Raw genomic sequence first — 15,840 nt, forward strand, 5'->3', positions numbered from 1 at the left:
CAAGTGTAACATTTCGTGAGCAGCGCCTGTAGACAAACTGCCATTAAGTCGTTCTAAAATGCGAGCTATTACGCAAAGTTCTGACTGCGCTTTACCTGAATATTCGCTATAACGGAAAACTAAAACGTAAACGTGGCACGTCGTGCTTGCGAAAAAATGCCGTGATGCTAATGTGAGCGCTCTAAAACCAGAAAACTCTGATTTCGGGTCTCTCTTGCCGTCCTGGCAATGTGGTTATTTGTTTTATCAAGGAACAAGTAGTATGCGCAAAATCGCATTATTTATTGCGATGCTTCTGTTGCCGTGCGTTTCATTCGCAGGGCTACTTAGCAGTAACAGCTCGACAACGCCGATGAGCAAAGAGTATAAGCAGCAGCTCATGGGTTCGCCGGTCTACATTGAGATCTTCAAAGAAGAGCGCATGCTCGATCTTTACGTCAAGATGGGCGAAACCTACCAGCTTCTCGACAGCTACCGGATCTGTAACTACTCCGGCGGGCTCGGTCCAAAGCAGCGCCAGGGCGATTTCAAGAGTCCCGAAGGTTTCTATAACGTTTCCCGCAATCAGCTAAAACCCGACAGCCGTTTCTACAAAGCGATCAATATCGGTTTCCCGAACGCCTACGACCGCGCGCATGGCTATGAAGGAAAGTATCTGATGATTCACGGTGCCTGCGTATCCGTTGGCTGTTACGCCATGACCGATACCGGTATTGATGAAATCTTCCAGTTCGTCACCGGCGCGTTAGTCTTCGGCCAGCCCAACGTTCAGGTGAGCATTTATCCTTTCCGCATGACCGACGCCAACATGGCGCGTCACAAATTTTCCTACTTCGCGGATTTCTGGCAGCAGCTGAAACCCGGGTACGACTACTTCCGGCAGACGCATAAGCCGCCGGTGGTTTCGGTCGCCAATGGCCGCTACGTGGTGAGCAAACCGCTCAGCCACGAAGTTGTGCAGCCGCAGCTCGCGTCAAACTACTCGGTCCCCGAGGCAAAATAACGCCCACTCGCCTGGCATAATTTTATTCCAGGTTTCGTTGCCGGTAAGCGGCTGAGTGGCGATAACGGAGACCACATCATTCGGTGTGGTCTCGCGTTGAAAGTCAATTTCTACATCCTGATCCAGCAGCGTCGCTACGCCAAACGGCGCCCTTCGCGTAATCCAGTATAAATTCGTCGAGCAAAACGCCATCACGTAGCGCCCGTCGGAGAGCAGCATGTTAAAAACGCCTTTTTCACGCAGCGCTCCGGCAAGCGTGGCGATAAATCTGAATACCTCAACCATATCGCCCGGCATTTCCGGATAGCGCTCGGTGATGCTGTGCAGCAGCCAGCAGAAGGCCTTTTCGCTGTCGGTCTCCCCGATAGGATGCAGACTTCCCGTCTCGAGGCTCTCATACCCCTCCAGTTGACCGTTATGGGCGTAGGTCCAGTTGCGCCCCCATAGCTCCCGGGTAAAGGGGTGAGTGTTTTCCAGCGCAACGATACCTCGGTTGGCCTGGCGAATATGGGCGATGACCGAGCAGGACTTGATAGGATATTCCTGCACCAGCTTTGCTATGGGCGACTGGAAGCTAGGCTGCGGATCTTTAAATGTGCGACAGCCCTTACCTTCATAAAACGTAATGCCCCAGCCGTCTTTATGTGGCCCGGTTCCGCCACCGCGCTGCACCAGCCCGGTGAAACTGAAGCAAATATCTGTGGGCACATTCGCGCTCATCCCGAGCAATTCGCACATAGATCACCTCATACCACTTACTGAAACATAAAAGGCGTTATTGGTGCAGCCAGTTTGGACACGGCCAGCGCGCAGAAACCGGAGCGTACTTCATGTACGTGAGGATCTTGAGCACTGCCCGGGTTCAAAATGGCTAACAAAATAGCCTTTTAAGCTTTAACCATCTCTTTTTCGATCAGCATAATCAGGATATGAATCACTTTAATATGGATTTCCTGAATACGGTCGGCGTAGCCAAAATGCGGTACGCGAATTTCTACATCCGCTGACCCCGCCATTTTACCGCCATCTTTCCCGGTCAGAGTAATCACTTTCATCCCCTGGGCGCGGGCGGCTTCAATCGCTTTGATAACATTACCTGAATTACCGGAAGTAGAGATCCCCAGTAATACGTCGCCTGCACGACCCACTGATTCTACATAGCGAGAGAAAACATATTCATAGCCGAAATCATTGCTGACGCAAGAGAGATGGCTCACGTCGGAAATCGCAATGGCCGGATAGCCGGGGCGATTTTCACGATAGCGCCCGGTCAGTTCTTCCGCAAAATGCATCGCATCGCAGTGCGAACCGCCGTTACCGCAGGAAAGGACTTTGCCGCCAGCTTTAAAGCTATCCGCCAGCAGCACCGCAGCACGCTGAATCGCGTGAATGTTGGCTTCGTCCTGCAGAAAGTTAGCCAACGTTTCAGCGGCTTCATTCAGTTCGTTACGAATAAGATCCTGGTACATGAGGATAATCCTTCAGTATTTGTGGGATAACCCAGGCAGTTTACCGGATAGCCGACGCAGCGAGAAGCAGCACGCAATGCAATCCCCTGTGCTTTTGATTTTATGTGCCGCATTTCCGTACAACAATGTGAGCAAGGTTGTAATTATTTTGTAAACACATTGCTAAAACAAATTACATCCACTACAACCATATCATCACAAGTGGTCAGACCTCCTACAAGACAGGGAGCATTTCTCTATGATGATTTTGAGTATTGTTGCAACCGTTGTTTTACTCGGTGCGCTCTTCTATCACCGAATCAATCTGCTGCTGAGCAGCGCGATTTTGCTTGTCTGGACCGCCGCACTCGGCGCTGCGGGGCTGTGGAATATCTGGCTGCTGATTCCGCTGGCGATCGTTTTACTGCCGTTTAACCTTGCGCCGATGCGTAAATCCATGATTTCAGTCCCGGCGTTCCGCGCTTTCCGTAAGGTCATGCCGCCGATGTCGCGCACCGAGAAAGAAGCGATTGACGCTGGCACAACCTGGTGGGAAGGCGATCTGTTCCGCGGTAACCCCGACTGGCAGAAACTGCATAACTATCCGCAGCCGCGCCTCACCGCTGAAGAACAAGCCTTTATTGACGGCCCGGTCGAAGAAGCCTGCCGTATGGCGAACGACTTCGAAATTACCCACGAGATGGCCGATCTGCCGCCGGAGCTGTGGGCCTATCTGAAAGAGCATCGCTTCTTCGCGATGATCATTAAGAAAGAGTACGGCGGGCTGGAATTCTCCGCCTACGCGCAGGCTCGCGTCCTGCAAAAGCTGTCGGGCGTCTCCGGGATCCTGGCGATTACCGTCGGCGTGCCGAACTCATTAGGCCCGGGCGAGCTGCTGCAGCATTACGGTACAGAAGAACAGAAAAACCACTATTTGCCGCGCCTGGCTCGCGGCCAGGAGATCCCGTGCTTCGCGCTGACCAGCCCGGAAGCGGGTTCAGATGCCGGCGCCATTCCGGATACCGGCGTCGTCTGCATGGGCGAATGGCAGGGCCAGCAGGTGCTGGGTATGCGCCTGACCTGGAACAAACGCTATATCACCCTTGCGCCTATCGCCACCGTACTGGGGCTGGCGTTTAAACTCTCCGATCCAGACCGCCTGCTGGGTGCAGAAGAGGAGCTGGGCATCACCTGCGCGCTCATCCCCACCAGCACCCCCGGCGTTGAAATCGGGCGTCGCCATTTCCCGCTGAACGTTCCGTTCCAGAACGGCCCGACCCAGGGGAAAGATATTTTCGTTCCTATCGATTACATTATTGGCGGCCCGTCGATGGCCGGCCAGGGCTGGCGGATGCTGGTTGAGTGTTTATCCGTGGGACGCGGCATCACCCTGCCGTCAAACGCTACCGGCGGCCTGAAATCCGTCGCCATGGCTACCGGCGCCTACGCGCACATTCGCCGCCAGTTCAAAATCTCTATCGGTAAAATGGAAGGGATCGAAGAACCGCTGGCGCGTATCGCAGGCAACGCCTACGTAATGGATGCCGCCGCCTCGCTGATTACCTACGGCATTATGCTTGGCGAAAAACCAGCGGTACTGTCGGCAATTGTGAAGTATCACTGTACTCACCGTGGTCAGCGTTCCATTATTGACGCAATGGATATTACCGGCGGTAAGGGCATTATGCTCGGCACCGGAAACTTCCTGGCGCGGGCCTATCAGGGCGCGCCGATCGCCATCACCGTTGAAGGGGCGAATATCCTGACCCGCAGCATGATGATCTTCGGCCAGGGTGCGATTCGTTGCCATCCGTACGTGCTGGATGAAATGGCGGCCGCGCAGAATAACGACGTTAACGCTTTCGACAAGCTGCTGTTTAAACACATCGGGCACGTGGGCAGCAATAAGGTACGCAGTTTCTGGCTGGGCCTGACCCGCGGTCTCACCAGCAGCTCGCCGACCCGCGATGCCACTCGTCGCTACTATCAACATATGAACCGACTGAGCGCCAACCTGGCTCTGCTGTCCGATGTCTCAATGGCGGTACTGGGCGGTAGTCTGAAGCGTCGTGAAAGAATTTCTGCGCGTCTGGGAGATGTGCTGAGCCAGCTCTACCTGGCGTCGGCGGTCCTGAAACGCTATGACGATGAGGGGCGTAACGAAGCGGACTTACCGCTGGTTCACTGGGGGGTTCAGGATGCGCTGTATCAGGCCGAGCAGGCGATTGACGATCTGTTGGTGAACTTCCCGAATCGTCTGGTCGCTGGGGCGCTTCGCGTGGCAATCTTCCCGACCGGACGTCATTACCTGGCGCCTTCAGACAAGCTGGATCATAAGGTAGCGAAAATCCTGCAGGTTCCGAGCGCGACGCGTTCGCGTATCGGCCGCGGTCAGTATCTGACGCCGAGCGAGCATAATCCGGTTGGCCTGCTGGAAGAAGCGCTGCTTGATGTTATGGCAGCAGACCCTATCCACCAGCGCCTGTGCAAAGAGCTGGGCAAGAATCTGTCGTTTACGCGTCTTGATGAACTGGCCCGCAACGCGCTGGCAAAAGGGCTAATCAATCAGGACGAGGCGGACATCCTGGTCCGTGCGGAAACCAGCCGACTGCGCAGCATTAACGTCGACGATTTCGCCCCGGATGAACTGGCGACCCGCCCGGTAAAGCTGCCGGAGAAAGTGCGCAAGATCGAAGCGGCTTAAAAACAAAAAAATAAACCCATCACGATCGAGGCGGGGACTTCCCCGCCTCTCTTTTTTCTGACAATTCAGCGGAAGGTATTTCCAGGGCTGTCATTCTTTTACAAAATATTCCCTGAGCCGTCCATCGGCTGATATGGTGTTAAAGTCATTATAATTCCTCTCATCATACTGGAGTTCACCACCGTGCCCGGACTGAAAATTACCCTTTTACAACAACCGCTGGTGTGGATGGACGGTCCCGCCAACCTGCGCCATTTCGATCGTCAACTGGAAGGGATTACCGGGCGTGACCTCATTGTTTTACCCGAAATGTTCACCACCGGTTTCGCGATGGAAGCAGCAAAACAGTCGCTGTCGCAAGAGGAAGTGGTAGCCTGGATGGAGGCTAAAGCCGACCAAACCAACGCGCTGATTGCCGGTAGCGCCGCGCTGCAAACGGACCGCGGTCCGGTTAACCGCTTCTTGCTGGTTGAGCCCGGCGGTAAAATCCATTTCTATGACAAACGCCACCTGTTTCGCATGGCGGATGAACATCATCATTACGCAGCGGGTAACGAGCGGGTCATTTTTGCCTGGCGCGGCTGGAGAATTCTGCCGCTGGTATGCTACGACCTGCGCTTCCCCGTGTGGTCACGCAACCATAACGACTACGATTTAGCGCTGTATGTTGCCAACTGGCCCGCCCCGCGCTCAATGCACTGGCAGTCGCTGCTGGTCGCCAGAGCTATCGAAAATCAGGCTTATGTTGCCGGATGCAATCGCGTCGGCACCGATGGCAACGGACACCATTACCGGGGCGATAGTCGGATAATCACGCCGCAGGGTGAGATTATCGCGACGGCCGAACCGCATCAGGCGACTCGCCTGGATGCTGAGCTTTCGCTGACGTCGCTAAAAGAGTATCGCGAGAAGTTTCCGGCCTGGCAGGACGCTGATCCCTTCACGCTCAGCTAAAGCCAGACTGGCAGGGGAGCCCAGGCTCCCTTTTTATGCCTCAAACCAGCGCTATCCCGCCCGCTCGCCCCAAAGCCCTGCAGGTAAACGCCCGCAGCGCGGAACGAGAATATGAATGCTGTTAACGCCAGGCTCGCGGGCAAACGTTGTCAGACCGGCGCAACGGATGGCTGGCGAAGACGGGGAAGAGAATGTGTTCTGCAGGCTAAAACGACGAAAGCCTGAATCATTGCTGATTCAGGCTTTCTGAATAGTGGCGGAACGGACGGGACTCGAACCCGCGACCCCCTGCGTGACAGGCAGGTATTCTAACCGACTGAACTACCGCTCCACTTACTGTTCCCTTGGGAACGAGGCGAATATTACGGATTCCCCTCTACTCCGTCAACGCTTTTTCTTCATTTTTGAATCGCTTGCTGCAAAAATCACCCAACAGACTATTTTTAGCGCGTTTATGGGTAAATCAGGCCCGCCACAGGCAGCTTCCGCCTTTCTTTTGCACCAGATCGAGCCGCGACTCGTGGTTCATCAGCTCTTCATCAGAGGCGTAAACCACCCGTAATTTGCTGGCGGCGCGCACAACGCGTTGAATGCCCATTTCTCCGGCCTGCTGCTGCCCTTCCCCTTCCATTGAGAAAGCCATCGTCGTCTGGCCACCGGTCATCATCAGATAAACGTCGGCCAGAATCTGGGCATCGAGCAACGCCCCGTGCAGCGTTCGCTTGCTGTTGTCTATTTCATAACGTGAACAGAGGGCATCAAGGCTGTTACGCTTGCCCGGGAACATTTTACGCGCCAGGGCCAGGCTATCGGTCACCTTACAAAAGGTATCCGTCTTCGGAATGCCGCGATTCAGCTTAGCAAATTCATAGTCCATAAAGCCGATATCGAACGATGCGTTATGGATGACCAGCTCCGCGCCGCGGATATAGTCGAGAAACTCATCGACCACATCACCAAACGCGGGCTTATCCATCAGGAATTCGTCCGCAATACCGTGGACGCCAAACGCTTCAGGATCCACCAGCCGGTCCGGCTTTAAATAGACGTGGAAGTTGTTTCCGGTCAGGCGGCGGTTGATCACCTCCACCGCACCGATTTCAATTATCTTGTGCCCTTCATAGTGCGCACCAATCTGATTCATACCGGTGGTTTCGGTATCGAGAACGATCTGTCGCGTAATTGCAGTGCTCATAGCGGTCATTTATGTCAGACTTACCGTTTTACGTATCGATTTCAATTACAGGAAGTCTACCAGAGATGCTCAAACAGGTAGAAATTTTCACCGATGGTTCTTGCCTGGGAAATCCAGGTCCTGGCGGCTACGGTGCGATTTTACGCTATCGCGGGAAGGAAAAAACTTTTAGCGAAGGATTTAACCTTACAACGAACAACCGCATGGAGATGATGGCCGCCATCGTCGCCCTGGAAGCGCTGAAAGAACATTGTGAAGTGATCCTCAGTACCGACAGCCAGTATGTGCGTCAGGGGATTACGCAGTGGATCCACAACTGGAAAAAACGCGGCTGGAAAACGGCCGACAAGAAACCGGTAAAAAATGTCGATCTCTGGCAGCGCCTGGACGCCGCGCTGGGTCAACACAAGATAAAATGGGAATGGGTTAAAGGCCATGCCGGACATCCGGAAAACGAACGTTGCGACGAACTGGCGCGCGCGGCAGCATCTAACCCAACCCGGGACGACATCGGTTATCAGGCAGAAAGTTAATTCTGCCCCTTGCGCCACTGACGCGTGGCGCCTACCGCCTGCGGTATCCGTTTTTTTGCTTTGCCCGATTTCATCGGGTTTAGCGTCAATGGGATAGTGCGTTTACGGGCAACAATGAGCTGCAGACATCCCAACGCCGGTAGATGCGTGCTGAGCATTTTCCCCCCGTGGCGCGACCAGGGAAGGACCTGATAGCCCCCGTAGTGCATAACTTCAAAATTCAGCAACCCCAGCCAGTCCATCTGACGCGTTAAGGTGAACATGCGGCTGTTATAGGGGGGCTTATTGCGTAACACCGGCACCAGTTTACGTAACCCCATCAGGCTTACAGGATTAAAACTGGTTAAAATTATCCAGCCATCGTCAATCAGCACCCGGTCCGCTTCCCGCAGCAGTCGATGCGGATCGCTGCACCACGGTAAGGTATGCGCCAGCAGGCAGGCATCTACCGACTTTTCGGCAAAAGGCAAATGCAGCGGATCGGCCTTTACCTGCACAGGATTCCCCTGCAAAGAGACATTCACCTGATGGGAAATCGCGCAGGCTTCGGTATTGATTTCCGCGCTCAGATTGCCAATCTTAAGTAAATGAAAGCCATATAATTTAGTGAGCCACGGTTTCATCTGCCGTTCCAGCGATTCGCGGTAGTATTCGCCCCACGGCATGCTGGACCAGTGCTCTGGCGCTGTAACTGTATGAGGTATCCTTGCCGGCTTCATCGCAACCTTCCGCTACGCATTAGAGGTAATTTATGAATCTTATCAGTATTCCCGCATTTCAGGACAACTACATCTGGGTTCTTAGTGAAGATAGCGGGCGCTGCCTGATAGTCGATCCCGGAGAAGCCGCGCCCGTGCTCGCCGCCATCGAACAAAACCGCTGGCAGCCGGAAGCTATCTTGTTGACGCATCACCACCGCGACCATGTTGGCGGCGTTAAACAACTGCGGGAAAAATTTCCGAACCTGGTGGTTTACGGACCGGCAGAAACCCAGGATAAGGGCGCAACCCACGTCGTGAAGGACGGAGATAGCCTCACTGTTTTGGGCCGCGAATTTTCTATTTTTGCCACGCCAGGTCACACTTTAGGACACATCTGTTTCTACAGCGCACCTTATCTATTTTGTGGCGATACAATGTTTTCCGGCGGCTGCGGCAGACTATTCGAAGGGACCGCAGAGCAGATGTATCAATCATTTAAGAAGATTAGCGCCCTTCCTGACGAAACATTAATATGTTGCGCACATGAGTACACTTTAGCAAACATGAAGTTTGCAATAAGCATCCTTCCCCATGATAGGGAGATAAACGATTACTACCACAAAGTTAATGAGTTACGTGCAAAAAACCAAAAAACACTCCCCGTAACTCTGAAAAATGAGCGTCTTATTAATTTATTTCTTCGAACGGATGATGATGATTTAATTAAAGAAATAGACAAAGAAACAAATTTGCAACACTCTATTCAGCGATTTGCCTGGTTAAGGTCAAAGAAAGACGACTTCTGATATTTAATTCTTGTCTTCAGACGACTTCACCGTTATCCTTGCTCGTCTTTTAAGCAACTATTGACACACACATGAAGGCACGAGCGATTTTACTCGCCTCTGTCCTGCTGGTGGGGTGCCAGGCGTCTAAGAACGATGGCACCGTACAACAGCACGCACAGAGCCTTTCTGCAGCGAGTCAAGGGGAAGCAAGCAAGTTCACAAGTCGAGCGCGCTGGTTAGATGATGGAACCTTCTACGCGCAAGACCAGGATCTGTGGACTTCAATAGGCGACGAGCTAAAGATGGGAATTCCGGAAAACGTCCGGATTCGCGAACAAAAACAGAAGTACTTAAGAAATAAGAGCTATCTCCACGATGTAACTTTACGGGCAGAGCCGTATATGTACTGGATAGCCGGGCAAGTTAAGAAACGTAACATGCCAATGGAACTGGTATTACTACCCATAGTGGAGAGCGCTTTTGACCCGCACGCAACGTCTGGCGCCAATGCCGCAGGCATTTGGCAGATCATTCCGAGCACCGGGCGCAATTATGGTTTGAAACAGACCCGCAGTTACGATGCGCGTCGTGACATCGTTGCCTCAACCACGGCAGCGTTAAACATGATGCAACGTCTGAACAAAATGTTCGACGGCGACTGGTTGTTAACCGTCGCTGCCTATAACAGCGGCGAAGGTCGGGTAATGAAGGCTATCAAAGCGAACAAATCACGGGGTAAACCCACCGATTTCTGGTCGCTGTCATTACCACAGGAAACCAAAATATACGTACCAAAAATGCTGGCCCTGAGCGATATTCTCAAGAACAGCAAGCGGTATGGCGTAAGGTTGCCGACAGCAGACGAAAGCCGTGCCCTGGCGCGTGTACGTCTCGACAGTCCGGTTGAGATTTCACAGCTAGCGGATATGGCAGGAATGCCCGTCAGCAAGCTGAAAACGTTCAATGCAGGCGTTAAGGGGTCGACTCTGGGCGCGAACGGGCCGAATTACGTACTGGTACCGCAGAAGCATGCGGCGCAGCTGCGTGAGTCTTTGGCCTCCGGTGATATTGCCGCCGTGCAGCCGACGCTGCTGGCTGATAACAAGCCGTTGACCAGCCGCAGCTACCAGGTGCGCTCCGGTGACACCATCTCCGGTATTGCATCGCGTCTCGGCGTATCAACGAAAGATCTGCAGCAGTGGAACGGTATTCGCGGTTCTAACCTGAAGGTCGGTCAGAATCTGGTGATTGGCGCAGGCAGCAGCGCTGAACGTCTGGCAAACAATAGCGATAGCATTACCTATCGCGTGCGTAAGGGCGACTCTTTGTCGAGCATTGCGAAACGCCATGGCGTGAACATTCGCGATGTGATGCGCTGGAACAGCGATACCGGCAACCTGAAACCTGGCGATCAGCTGACGCTGTTTGTGAAAAACAGCGACAGACCGGAATCCTGATGATTCAGCAGGCATTAAAAAAGGCACCCATGCGGTGCCTTTTGTTTTATCTCTGCGTTAGATGGCCTTATGGGCCTCAAACATAATCGTATCGCTGGTGAAAGAACCATCCTGCTGCAATGCAAAATAGGCTTTGACCTCCGCCGATGCGCTCTCCTGGTATAAACGAATCGCTTCCGTCAGCGCCGCTGGCGTCCGCATCCGCGCGACCCAAGAGCTGAACTCCAGAGGCAGGCGATCGGTCAACAGATGATTTATCACCAAACCGGCCTCACTCGCCATTGCCAGCCATTCGCCGCTGGAGTAGTTGCGAACATGGGAGGTATCGCGCAGCGCCTCAACCGTCTGCAGCCAGACGTCGCGAACAGGATGGCCGGGCGACATCACATCCATAATAATCATCACTCCGCCCGGTTTCAGCACCCGCTTCACTTCACGCAATGCCTGGCCGACATCATGCCAGTGATGCGCAGAATAACGGCTGATCGCGACATCAAAGCTGGCATCAGCGAAAGGCAAAGATTCGGCATAGCCCTGCTGCGTGGCAATGTTAGCAAAACCTTTATCCCTTGCGGCCTGAGCCACCACCTCCAGCATCTGGCTGGATAAATCATATGCCGTTACCTGGGCAACCTGCCCCGCCGCCGCAAAGCTGGCGTGTCCGGCACCGCATCCCATATCCAGCACGTGGGCCTGAGGGAAGTCCGCCAGCCGTTCGGCCAGGCGCTGCAGATCGCGCCCTGAAGCGTGTACGGCACTGCTCAGGTAGGCGCTGGCCTGTGAGCCAAACTGTTTTTCGACGTTGTCATGATGAGAGCGTGTTGTCATTGCATTGTCCTTCGGTTTTTTGAGTAATAAAGGCAGCACCATGCATACGCAGGCCTGCCCCATGGCAGGCCTGACATACCTTAATTAATCAGGCTTGCCGGGACTGAATTCAACTAGTAGCGGGTTGTGGTCGGACGCGCGGGTCACCAGCACGGAAGCATCGTGCACGCTTAACCCCCGGTAGAACACAAAATCAAGCGGGCGGCCAAAAGTACGGCGGCGCTGATCGTCAGAGAAGCGGACTTCGCGCAGCGACATTTCACGCGCAAAGCGATACAAAGCGTTCATTCGCGGACGACTCCAGGCGTTAAAGTCACCCGCCATTATCACCGGCCCGCTGTGATGGGCAATCTGGTCGCCAATCGGCAGCAGCTGCTTGCTGTAGACATCCACGCCAAGACTAAAGTTGACCGCGTGGATATTCACCACCATCAGCAGCCGGGTATCCGGTAACGGGTAAACGGTGACCAACGCTGACTTTGCCAGCCGCAGGATAGGCTCGCGCTCGCGCAGTGGGCAGCAGTAAATGGGGTGGGCGGAAGCTAACGTCATCACGCCGGAAGGATGCTGCGGAAGTACCAGTGCCGGAACCTGGTCAGCGGCCAGATAATTGGAGGTGGCGAATTTCACTAACTCAGGCGTGGTTTGCGCTTCCTGTAATAACACCAGGTGCGCATCTTTACCGAAATTATTAAGCACGGATTTCCACTCGGCGCGCTGCTGTTTGAAAATGTTCCACACCAGCACGCGGATTTTCTCATCCGAACTTAACGGTACCCCGGCCGGAAAAGCCGGAGTCATGCCAGCAAACGACCCCGGAGGTAAGATTCTCTCCGCGGGTTGTCCGGCGACGTAGCGCATGGCATAGGTATTCTTTCGCAATTTAGGCATCAAACCTCGATAACAGGAAACCAGCCCGAGACTGCAGCTGGTCCTTCTGTTATAGGGATTTTTGTATACACTTTCAATGCAATTTGCCAGAAACCTTTATCCTTCTACGGAAAGAACCGTAGCACAGCGCTGAGGCTTATCTAGCCGGCCGCTAAGAACCACCAGCAACAGCGCGACCAGAACTATCAGCGCGCCAATCCAGGGCGTCTGATCCAGACCATAATGTTCTACCGTCTGCCCGCCAATCACCGATCCTAAGGCAATCCCGATGTTAAAGGCGGCAATATTCAGGCCTGAGGCAACGTCAACCGCGCCTGGAGTATACTGCTCCGCTTTCTGCACAACGTATACCTGCAGACCCGGAACGTTACCGAATGCGAAGATGCCCATCACCAGTACCGTCGCCAGCGCCGCATACTGAATGCTGGCCGTAAACTGAAAGATCAGCAGTAAAGCAACCAGGGCGGCAAAAATCAGCTTCAGCGCGGGCACGGCGCCATGCTTATCCGCCAGCTTTCCGCCCCATACGTTGCCCACCGCTACAGAAACACCGTAGCCCAGGAGGATCCAGCTAACGGCCGCCGGGCTAAATCCGGCAAGATCCTGCATCATCGGCGCCAGGAAGGTAAAAGCGGTGAATACGCCGCCATATCCCAAAGCCGTAATGGCATAGATTATCAGTAAACGGGGATGAGTCAGAACCTGGAGCTGGGCGCGTAAACCGGCGCTGACACGACCGGGAATGTTATTCGGCACCAGGATAAGGCTGCTCATTAACGCGATTACGCCAAGGATCGACACGGCAAGGAACGTCTCGCGCCAGCCAAAGTGTTGGCCGATAAAGGTGCCCAATGGTACGCCGGTCACCAGCGCAACGGTCAGACCGCCAAACATAATCGCAATCGCCGAAGCCGCTTTCTCTTTCGGGACCAGGCTGGTCGCAATTGTCGATCCGATCGAAAAGAATACCCCGTGCGCCAGTCCCGTCAGCAGGCGTGCCAGAACCAGAGTTTCATAACCCGGCGCCTGCCAGGCCAGCAGGTTACCGGCGGTAAACAGCGCCATTAACGCCAGCAGCAGTTGCTTACGCGGCATACGCCCGGTCAGCGCGGTGAGCACCGGGGCGCCAATCGCCACGCCGAGCGCGTAGATAGAAACCAACAGCCCCGCTGAGGGTAGCGAAATAGCGAGTTGTTCTGCAATGGTGGGCACCAGGCCCACAATGACAAATTCGGTCGTGCCAATAGCAAAGGCACCGATAGTTAAGGCAAGTAGCGCCAGCGGCATAATGTACTCCGTATCAACATGATTAAGATGACACGTAGTATGAAGAGATGCTTTAATAACAAAAATAGCCAAAGTATCAATAGAATTTTGCCACAGGTGCAATAATGAGAGCTACCTCAGAAGAAATCGCCATTTTTGTCGCCGTGGTCGAGAGCGGCAGCTTTAGCCGCGCAGCGGAACAGCTAGGTCAGGCCAATTCCGCCGTCAGCCGGGCGGTGAAAAAGCTGGAATCAAAGCTCGGCGTGAGCCTGCTTAACCGTACGACCCGTCAGCTAAGCCTGACCGAAGAAGGAGAGCGTTATTTCCGTCGCATGCAGGTTGTGCTTCAGGAGATGGCCGCTGCCGAAAATGAACTTCTGGAGAGTCGTACGACGCCAAGAGGACTATTACGGGTTGATGCCGCGACGCCGGTGATACTGCATTTTCTGATGCCGTTGATAAAACCCTTCCGCGAGCGTTATCCAGAGATGAGCCTTACGCTGGTCTCGTCCGAAACCTTTATCAATCTGATTGAGCGGAAAGTTGACGTCGCGATCCGCGCCGGCACGCTGACCGATTCCAGCCTGCGCGCCAGGCCATTGTTTAATAGCTACCGCAAAATAATCGCTTCACCGGACTATCTCGCTCGCCATGGAACGCCGCAAAGCGTCGCTGAGCTAAAAAATCATCAATGCCTCGGTTTTAGCGAACCTGCTTCATTGAATACCTGGCCAGTCTCCTGCTGCGATGGCCAGCTGCTGGAAATCGAAAGCGAGATATCTTCCAATAGCGGAGAAACGCTCAAGCAGCTGTGCCTGGCCGGTAACGGAATCGCCTGTCTGTCGGACTATATGGTGGATAAGGAAATTGCTGAAGGGGCGTTTGTCGAGCTGCTGGCTGATAAACGGCTGCCGGTTGAAATGCCGTTTAGCGCGGTTTACTACAGCGACAGAGCCGTAAGCACGCGGATCAGAGCCTTTATCGACTTTCTTAGCGAACATGTAAAACAGCTCCCGAAGGAGCTGTAAGAGGGTTGTATAGAGTACAGAGGGGGATTAGATTAGTCCCATTCAGGCGCCAGACCGTCCGGGCTAACCAGACGATCGTTGCAGTCCAGGGCGGCGATCGCCTGGCGATCGTCTTCATCAAGCTGCAGATCCTGAGCTTTAAGGTTGCTTGCCAGGTTTTCGCGCCGCGTCGAAGACGGAATTACCGCATAACCTTCGCCCATTGCCCAGGCCAGGATAACCTGTGCCGGCGTGGCATTATGTTTCGTCGCAATACGTGCAATCACTTCATCTTTCAGTGCCTTACCGTAGGCCAGCGTCATGTAAGAGGTGATATGAATACCGTGTTCACGCGCCCAATCAACCACTTTGCGGTTCTGCAGGTACGGAGAGAGTTCAACCTGGTTGGTTGCAATATTCTCTGCGCCAACGGCGGCAATTGCCCGCTCCATCAGCGGAATGGTGAAGTTAGAAATACCAATCTGACGGGTCAACCCCTGCTTTTTCGCTTCCAGCAGCGCGGCCATAAACTCTTCGACGGCAACGGCATCGTTTGGCGACGGCCAGTGGATTAACGTCAGGTCGACATAGTCAGTCCGCAGCTTCAGCAGGCTCTCTTTCAGGCTGGCGATCAGCTTGTCTTTGCTGAGATTTTCAATCCAGATCTTGGTGGTGATGAACAGTTCATCGCGCGCAACGCCGCTTTCAGCAATAGCCTGACCCACAGCAGCTTCATTATCATAGATTTGCGCGGTATCAATGGTGCGATAGCCCAGCTCAAGCGCCGTTTTTACAGATGCAATAACCACGTCATCTTTCAGACGGAAGGTCCCAAGGCCAAATGCAGGGATTGTCATGATTTTCCTCTTTATTCATTCATATCGGTTAACGAGGGTAATTATGACCAACGAGAGGATTGAGAAAAAGAGCGCTAAACGCAGAGGATTTTTGCTAAAAAAGCAATAATAAAGCGACAGGCAAAGAAAAAGCCCTGAGCAAATGCTCAGGGCTTTTAATAAGTGGCGGAACGGACGGGACTCGAACCCGCGACCCCCTGCGTGACAG

General features: G+C 53.8%; 15 protein-coding genes and 1 tRNA gene. 7 read left to right on the top strand and 9 right to left on the bottom strand.

The genetic code is table 11. The features are described 5' to 3' along the window. The first annotated feature begins 262 nt into the window (after window positions 1-262). Window positions 263-1,003, top strand: a complete 741-nt coding sequence (gene dpaA, locus ABLU67_RS28015; protein WP_014228031.1) for a peptidoglycan meso-diaminopimelic acid protein amidase — start codon at window positions 263-265, stop codon at window positions 1,001-1,003. On the opposite strand, the gene ABLU67_RS28020 is transcribed toward dpaA, so the two are convergent. Beyond that, the gene (locus ABLU67_RS28020; protein ID WP_004847917.1) at window positions 974-1,741 is read right to left on the bottom strand and encodes a class II glutamine amidotransferase; all 768 of its coding nucleotides are present in this window, start codon (window positions 1,739-1,741) and stop codon (window positions 974-976) included. The genes dpaA and ABLU67_RS28020 overlap by 30 nt on opposite strands. Window positions 1,742-1,890: 149 nt before the next feature. Beyond that, window positions 1,891-2,472, bottom strand: coding sequence for a D-sedoheptulose 7-phosphate isomerase (gene lpcA / locus ABLU67_RS28025; RefSeq protein WP_004099149.1), 582 nt, complete (start codon window positions 2,470-2,472; stop codon window positions 1,891-1,893). A gap of 238 nt (window positions 2,473-2,710) precedes the next feature. Here lpcA and fadE point away from each other — a divergent pair, with 238 nt between their 5' ends. Together fadE and ABLU67_RS28035 are read left to right on the top strand one after the other, a co-directional pair. Beyond that, entirely contained in the window at window positions 2,711-5,155 is a 2,445-nt protein-coding gene (fadE, locus tag ABLU67_RS28030; protein ID WP_348852627.1) for an acyl-CoA dehydrogenase FadE, read from the top strand. A gap of 183 nt (window positions 5,156-5,338) precedes the next feature. Further along, on the top strand, window positions 5,339-6,109 hold the full coding sequence (locus ABLU67_RS28035; protein WP_014837467.1) for an amidohydrolase: 771 nt from the start codon (window positions 5,339-5,341) through the stop codon (window positions 6,107-6,109). 254 nt (window positions 6,110-6,363) lie between these two features. Here the strand turns inward: ABLU67_RS28035 and ABLU67_RS28040 are convergent. Continuing rightward, a tRNA-Asp gene (locus tag ABLU67_RS28040) sits at window positions 6,364-6,440 on the bottom strand. Between the two features lie 132 nt (window positions 6,441-6,572). Further along, on the bottom strand, window positions 6,573-7,304 hold the full coding sequence (gene dnaQ / locus ABLU67_RS28045; protein ID WP_025108466.1) for a DNA polymerase III subunit epsilon: 732 nt from the start codon (window positions 7,302-7,304) through the stop codon (window positions 6,573-6,575). 65 nt (window positions 7,305-7,369) lie between these two features. On the opposite strand from dnaQ, the gene rnhA reads away from it, so the two are divergent. After that, window positions 7,370-7,837 (top strand): ribonuclease HI, encoded by a 468-nt coding sequence (gene rnhA / locus ABLU67_RS28050; protein ID WP_004129160.1) that lies wholly within the window; start codon window positions 7,370-7,372, stop codon window positions 7,835-7,837. Here the strand turns inward: rnhA and ABLU67_RS28055 are convergent. After that, complete coding sequence (locus ABLU67_RS28055; RefSeq protein WP_128696727.1) at window positions 7,834-8,556, bottom strand: class I SAM-dependent methyltransferase; 723 nt, start codon at window positions 8,554-8,556, stop codon at window positions 7,834-7,836. The two genes, rnhA and ABLU67_RS28055, sit on opposite strands and share 4 nt — an antisense overlap. A gap of 32 nt (window positions 8,557-8,588) precedes the next feature. Here ABLU67_RS28055 and gloB point away from each other — a divergent pair, with 32 nt between their 5' ends. Next, the gene (gene gloB, locus ABLU67_RS28060) at window positions 8,589-9,344 is read left to right on the top strand and encodes a hydroxyacylglutathione hydrolase (RefSeq protein WP_046878642.1); all 756 of its coding nucleotides are present in this window, start codon (window positions 8,589-8,591) and stop codon (window positions 9,342-9,344) included. Window positions 9,345-9,415: 71 nt separating this feature from the next. Beyond that, the gene (gene mltD / locus ABLU67_RS28065) at window positions 9,416-10,783 is read left to right on the top strand and encodes a murein transglycosylase D (RefSeq protein ID WP_004129156.1); all 1,368 of its coding nucleotides are present in this window, start codon (window positions 9,416-9,418) and stop codon (window positions 10,781-10,783) included. A gap of 57 nt (window positions 10,784-10,840) precedes the next feature. On the opposite strand, the gene ABLU67_RS28070 is transcribed toward mltD, so the two are convergent. From ABLU67_RS28070 to ABLU67_RS28080, 3 genes are all read right to left on the bottom strand, one after another. After that, entirely contained in the window at window positions 10,841-11,611 is a 771-nt protein-coding gene (locus ABLU67_RS28070; RefSeq protein ID WP_032750061.1) for a class I SAM-dependent methyltransferase, read from the bottom strand. Window positions 11,612-11,695: 84 nt separating this feature from the next. Continuing rightward, window positions 11,696-12,493: an endonuclease/exonuclease/phosphatase family protein gene (locus ABLU67_RS28075; RefSeq protein WP_025108464.1), complete on the bottom strand. Its 798-nt coding sequence runs from the start codon at window positions 12,491-12,493 to the stop codon at window positions 11,696-11,698. A gap of 105 nt (window positions 12,494-12,598) precedes the next feature. Next, on the bottom strand, window positions 12,599-13,789 hold the full coding sequence (locus tag ABLU67_RS28080; RefSeq protein WP_014228021.1) for an MFS transporter: 1,191 nt from the start codon (window positions 13,787-13,789) through the stop codon (window positions 12,599-12,601). Between the two features lie 104 nt (window positions 13,790-13,893). On the opposite strand from ABLU67_RS28080, the gene yafC reads away from it, so the two are divergent. Beyond that, complete coding sequence (gene yafC / locus ABLU67_RS28085) at window positions 13,894-14,796, top strand: DNA-binding transcriptional regulator YafC (protein WP_047724389.1); 903 nt, start codon at window positions 13,894-13,896, stop codon at window positions 14,794-14,796. Between the two features lie 32 nt (window positions 14,797-14,828). Here the strand turns inward: yafC and dkgB are convergent, their stop codons facing one another. Beyond that, window positions 14,829-15,632, bottom strand: a complete 804-nt coding sequence (gene dkgB, locus ABLU67_RS28090; protein WP_014837458.1) for a 2,5-didehydrogluconate reductase DkgB — start codon at window positions 15,630-15,632, stop codon at window positions 14,829-14,831. Window positions 15,633-15,840: the final 208 nt, after the last annotated feature.

Source organism: Klebsiella sp. GN_Kp190 (genome assembly GCF_040061795.1).
GTDB lineage: Bacteria > Pseudomonadota > Gammaproteobacteria > Enterobacterales > Enterobacteriaceae > Klebsiella > Klebsiella michiganensis.

Coding starts and splice junctions, on each gene's coding strand:
- fadE (WP_348852627.1), top strand. CDS start 2,711: ATGATGATTTTGAGTATTGTTGCAACCGTTGTTTTACTCGGTGCGCTC.
- gloB (WP_046878642.1), top strand. CDS start 8,589: ATGAATCTTATCAGTATTCCCGCATTTCAGGACAACTACATCTGGGTT.
- ABLU67_RS28080 (WP_014228021.1), bottom strand. CDS start 13,789: ATGCCGCTGGCGCTACTTGCCTTAACTATCGGTGCCTTTGCTATTGGC.
- yafC (WP_047724389.1), top strand. CDS start 13,894: ATGAGAGCTACCTCAGAAGAAATCGCCATTTTTGTCGCCGTGGTCGAG.
- ABLU67_RS28020 (WP_004847917.1), bottom strand. CDS start 1,741: ATGTGCGAATTGCTCGGGATGAGCGCGAATGTGCCCACAGATATTTGC.
- dkgB (WP_014837458.1), bottom strand. CDS start 15,632: ATGACAATCCCTGCATTTGGCCTTGGGACCTTCCGTCTGAAAGATGAC.
- mltD (WP_004129156.1), top strand. CDS start 9,416: ATGAAGGCACGAGCGATTTTACTCGCCTCTGTCCTGCTGGTGGGGTGC.
- ABLU67_RS28055 (WP_128696727.1), bottom strand. CDS start 8,556: ATGAAGCCGGCAAGGATACCTCATACAGTTACAGCGCCAGAGCACTGG.
- lpcA (WP_004099149.1), bottom strand. CDS start 2,472: ATGTACCAGGATCTTATTCGTAACGAACTGAATGAAGCCGCTGAAACG.
- rnhA (WP_004129160.1), top strand. CDS start 7,370: ATGCTCAAACAGGTAGAAATTTTCACCGATGGTTCTTGCCTGGGAAAT.
- ABLU67_RS28070 (WP_032750061.1), bottom strand. CDS start 11,611: ATGACAACACGCTCTCATCATGACAACGTCGAAAAACAGTTTGGCTCA.
- dnaQ (WP_025108466.1), bottom strand. CDS start 7,304: ATGAGCACTGCAATTACGCGACAGATCGTTCTCGATACCGAAACCACC.
- dpaA (WP_014228031.1), top strand. CDS start 263: ATGCGCAAAATCGCATTATTTATTGCGATGCTTCTGTTGCCGTGCGTT.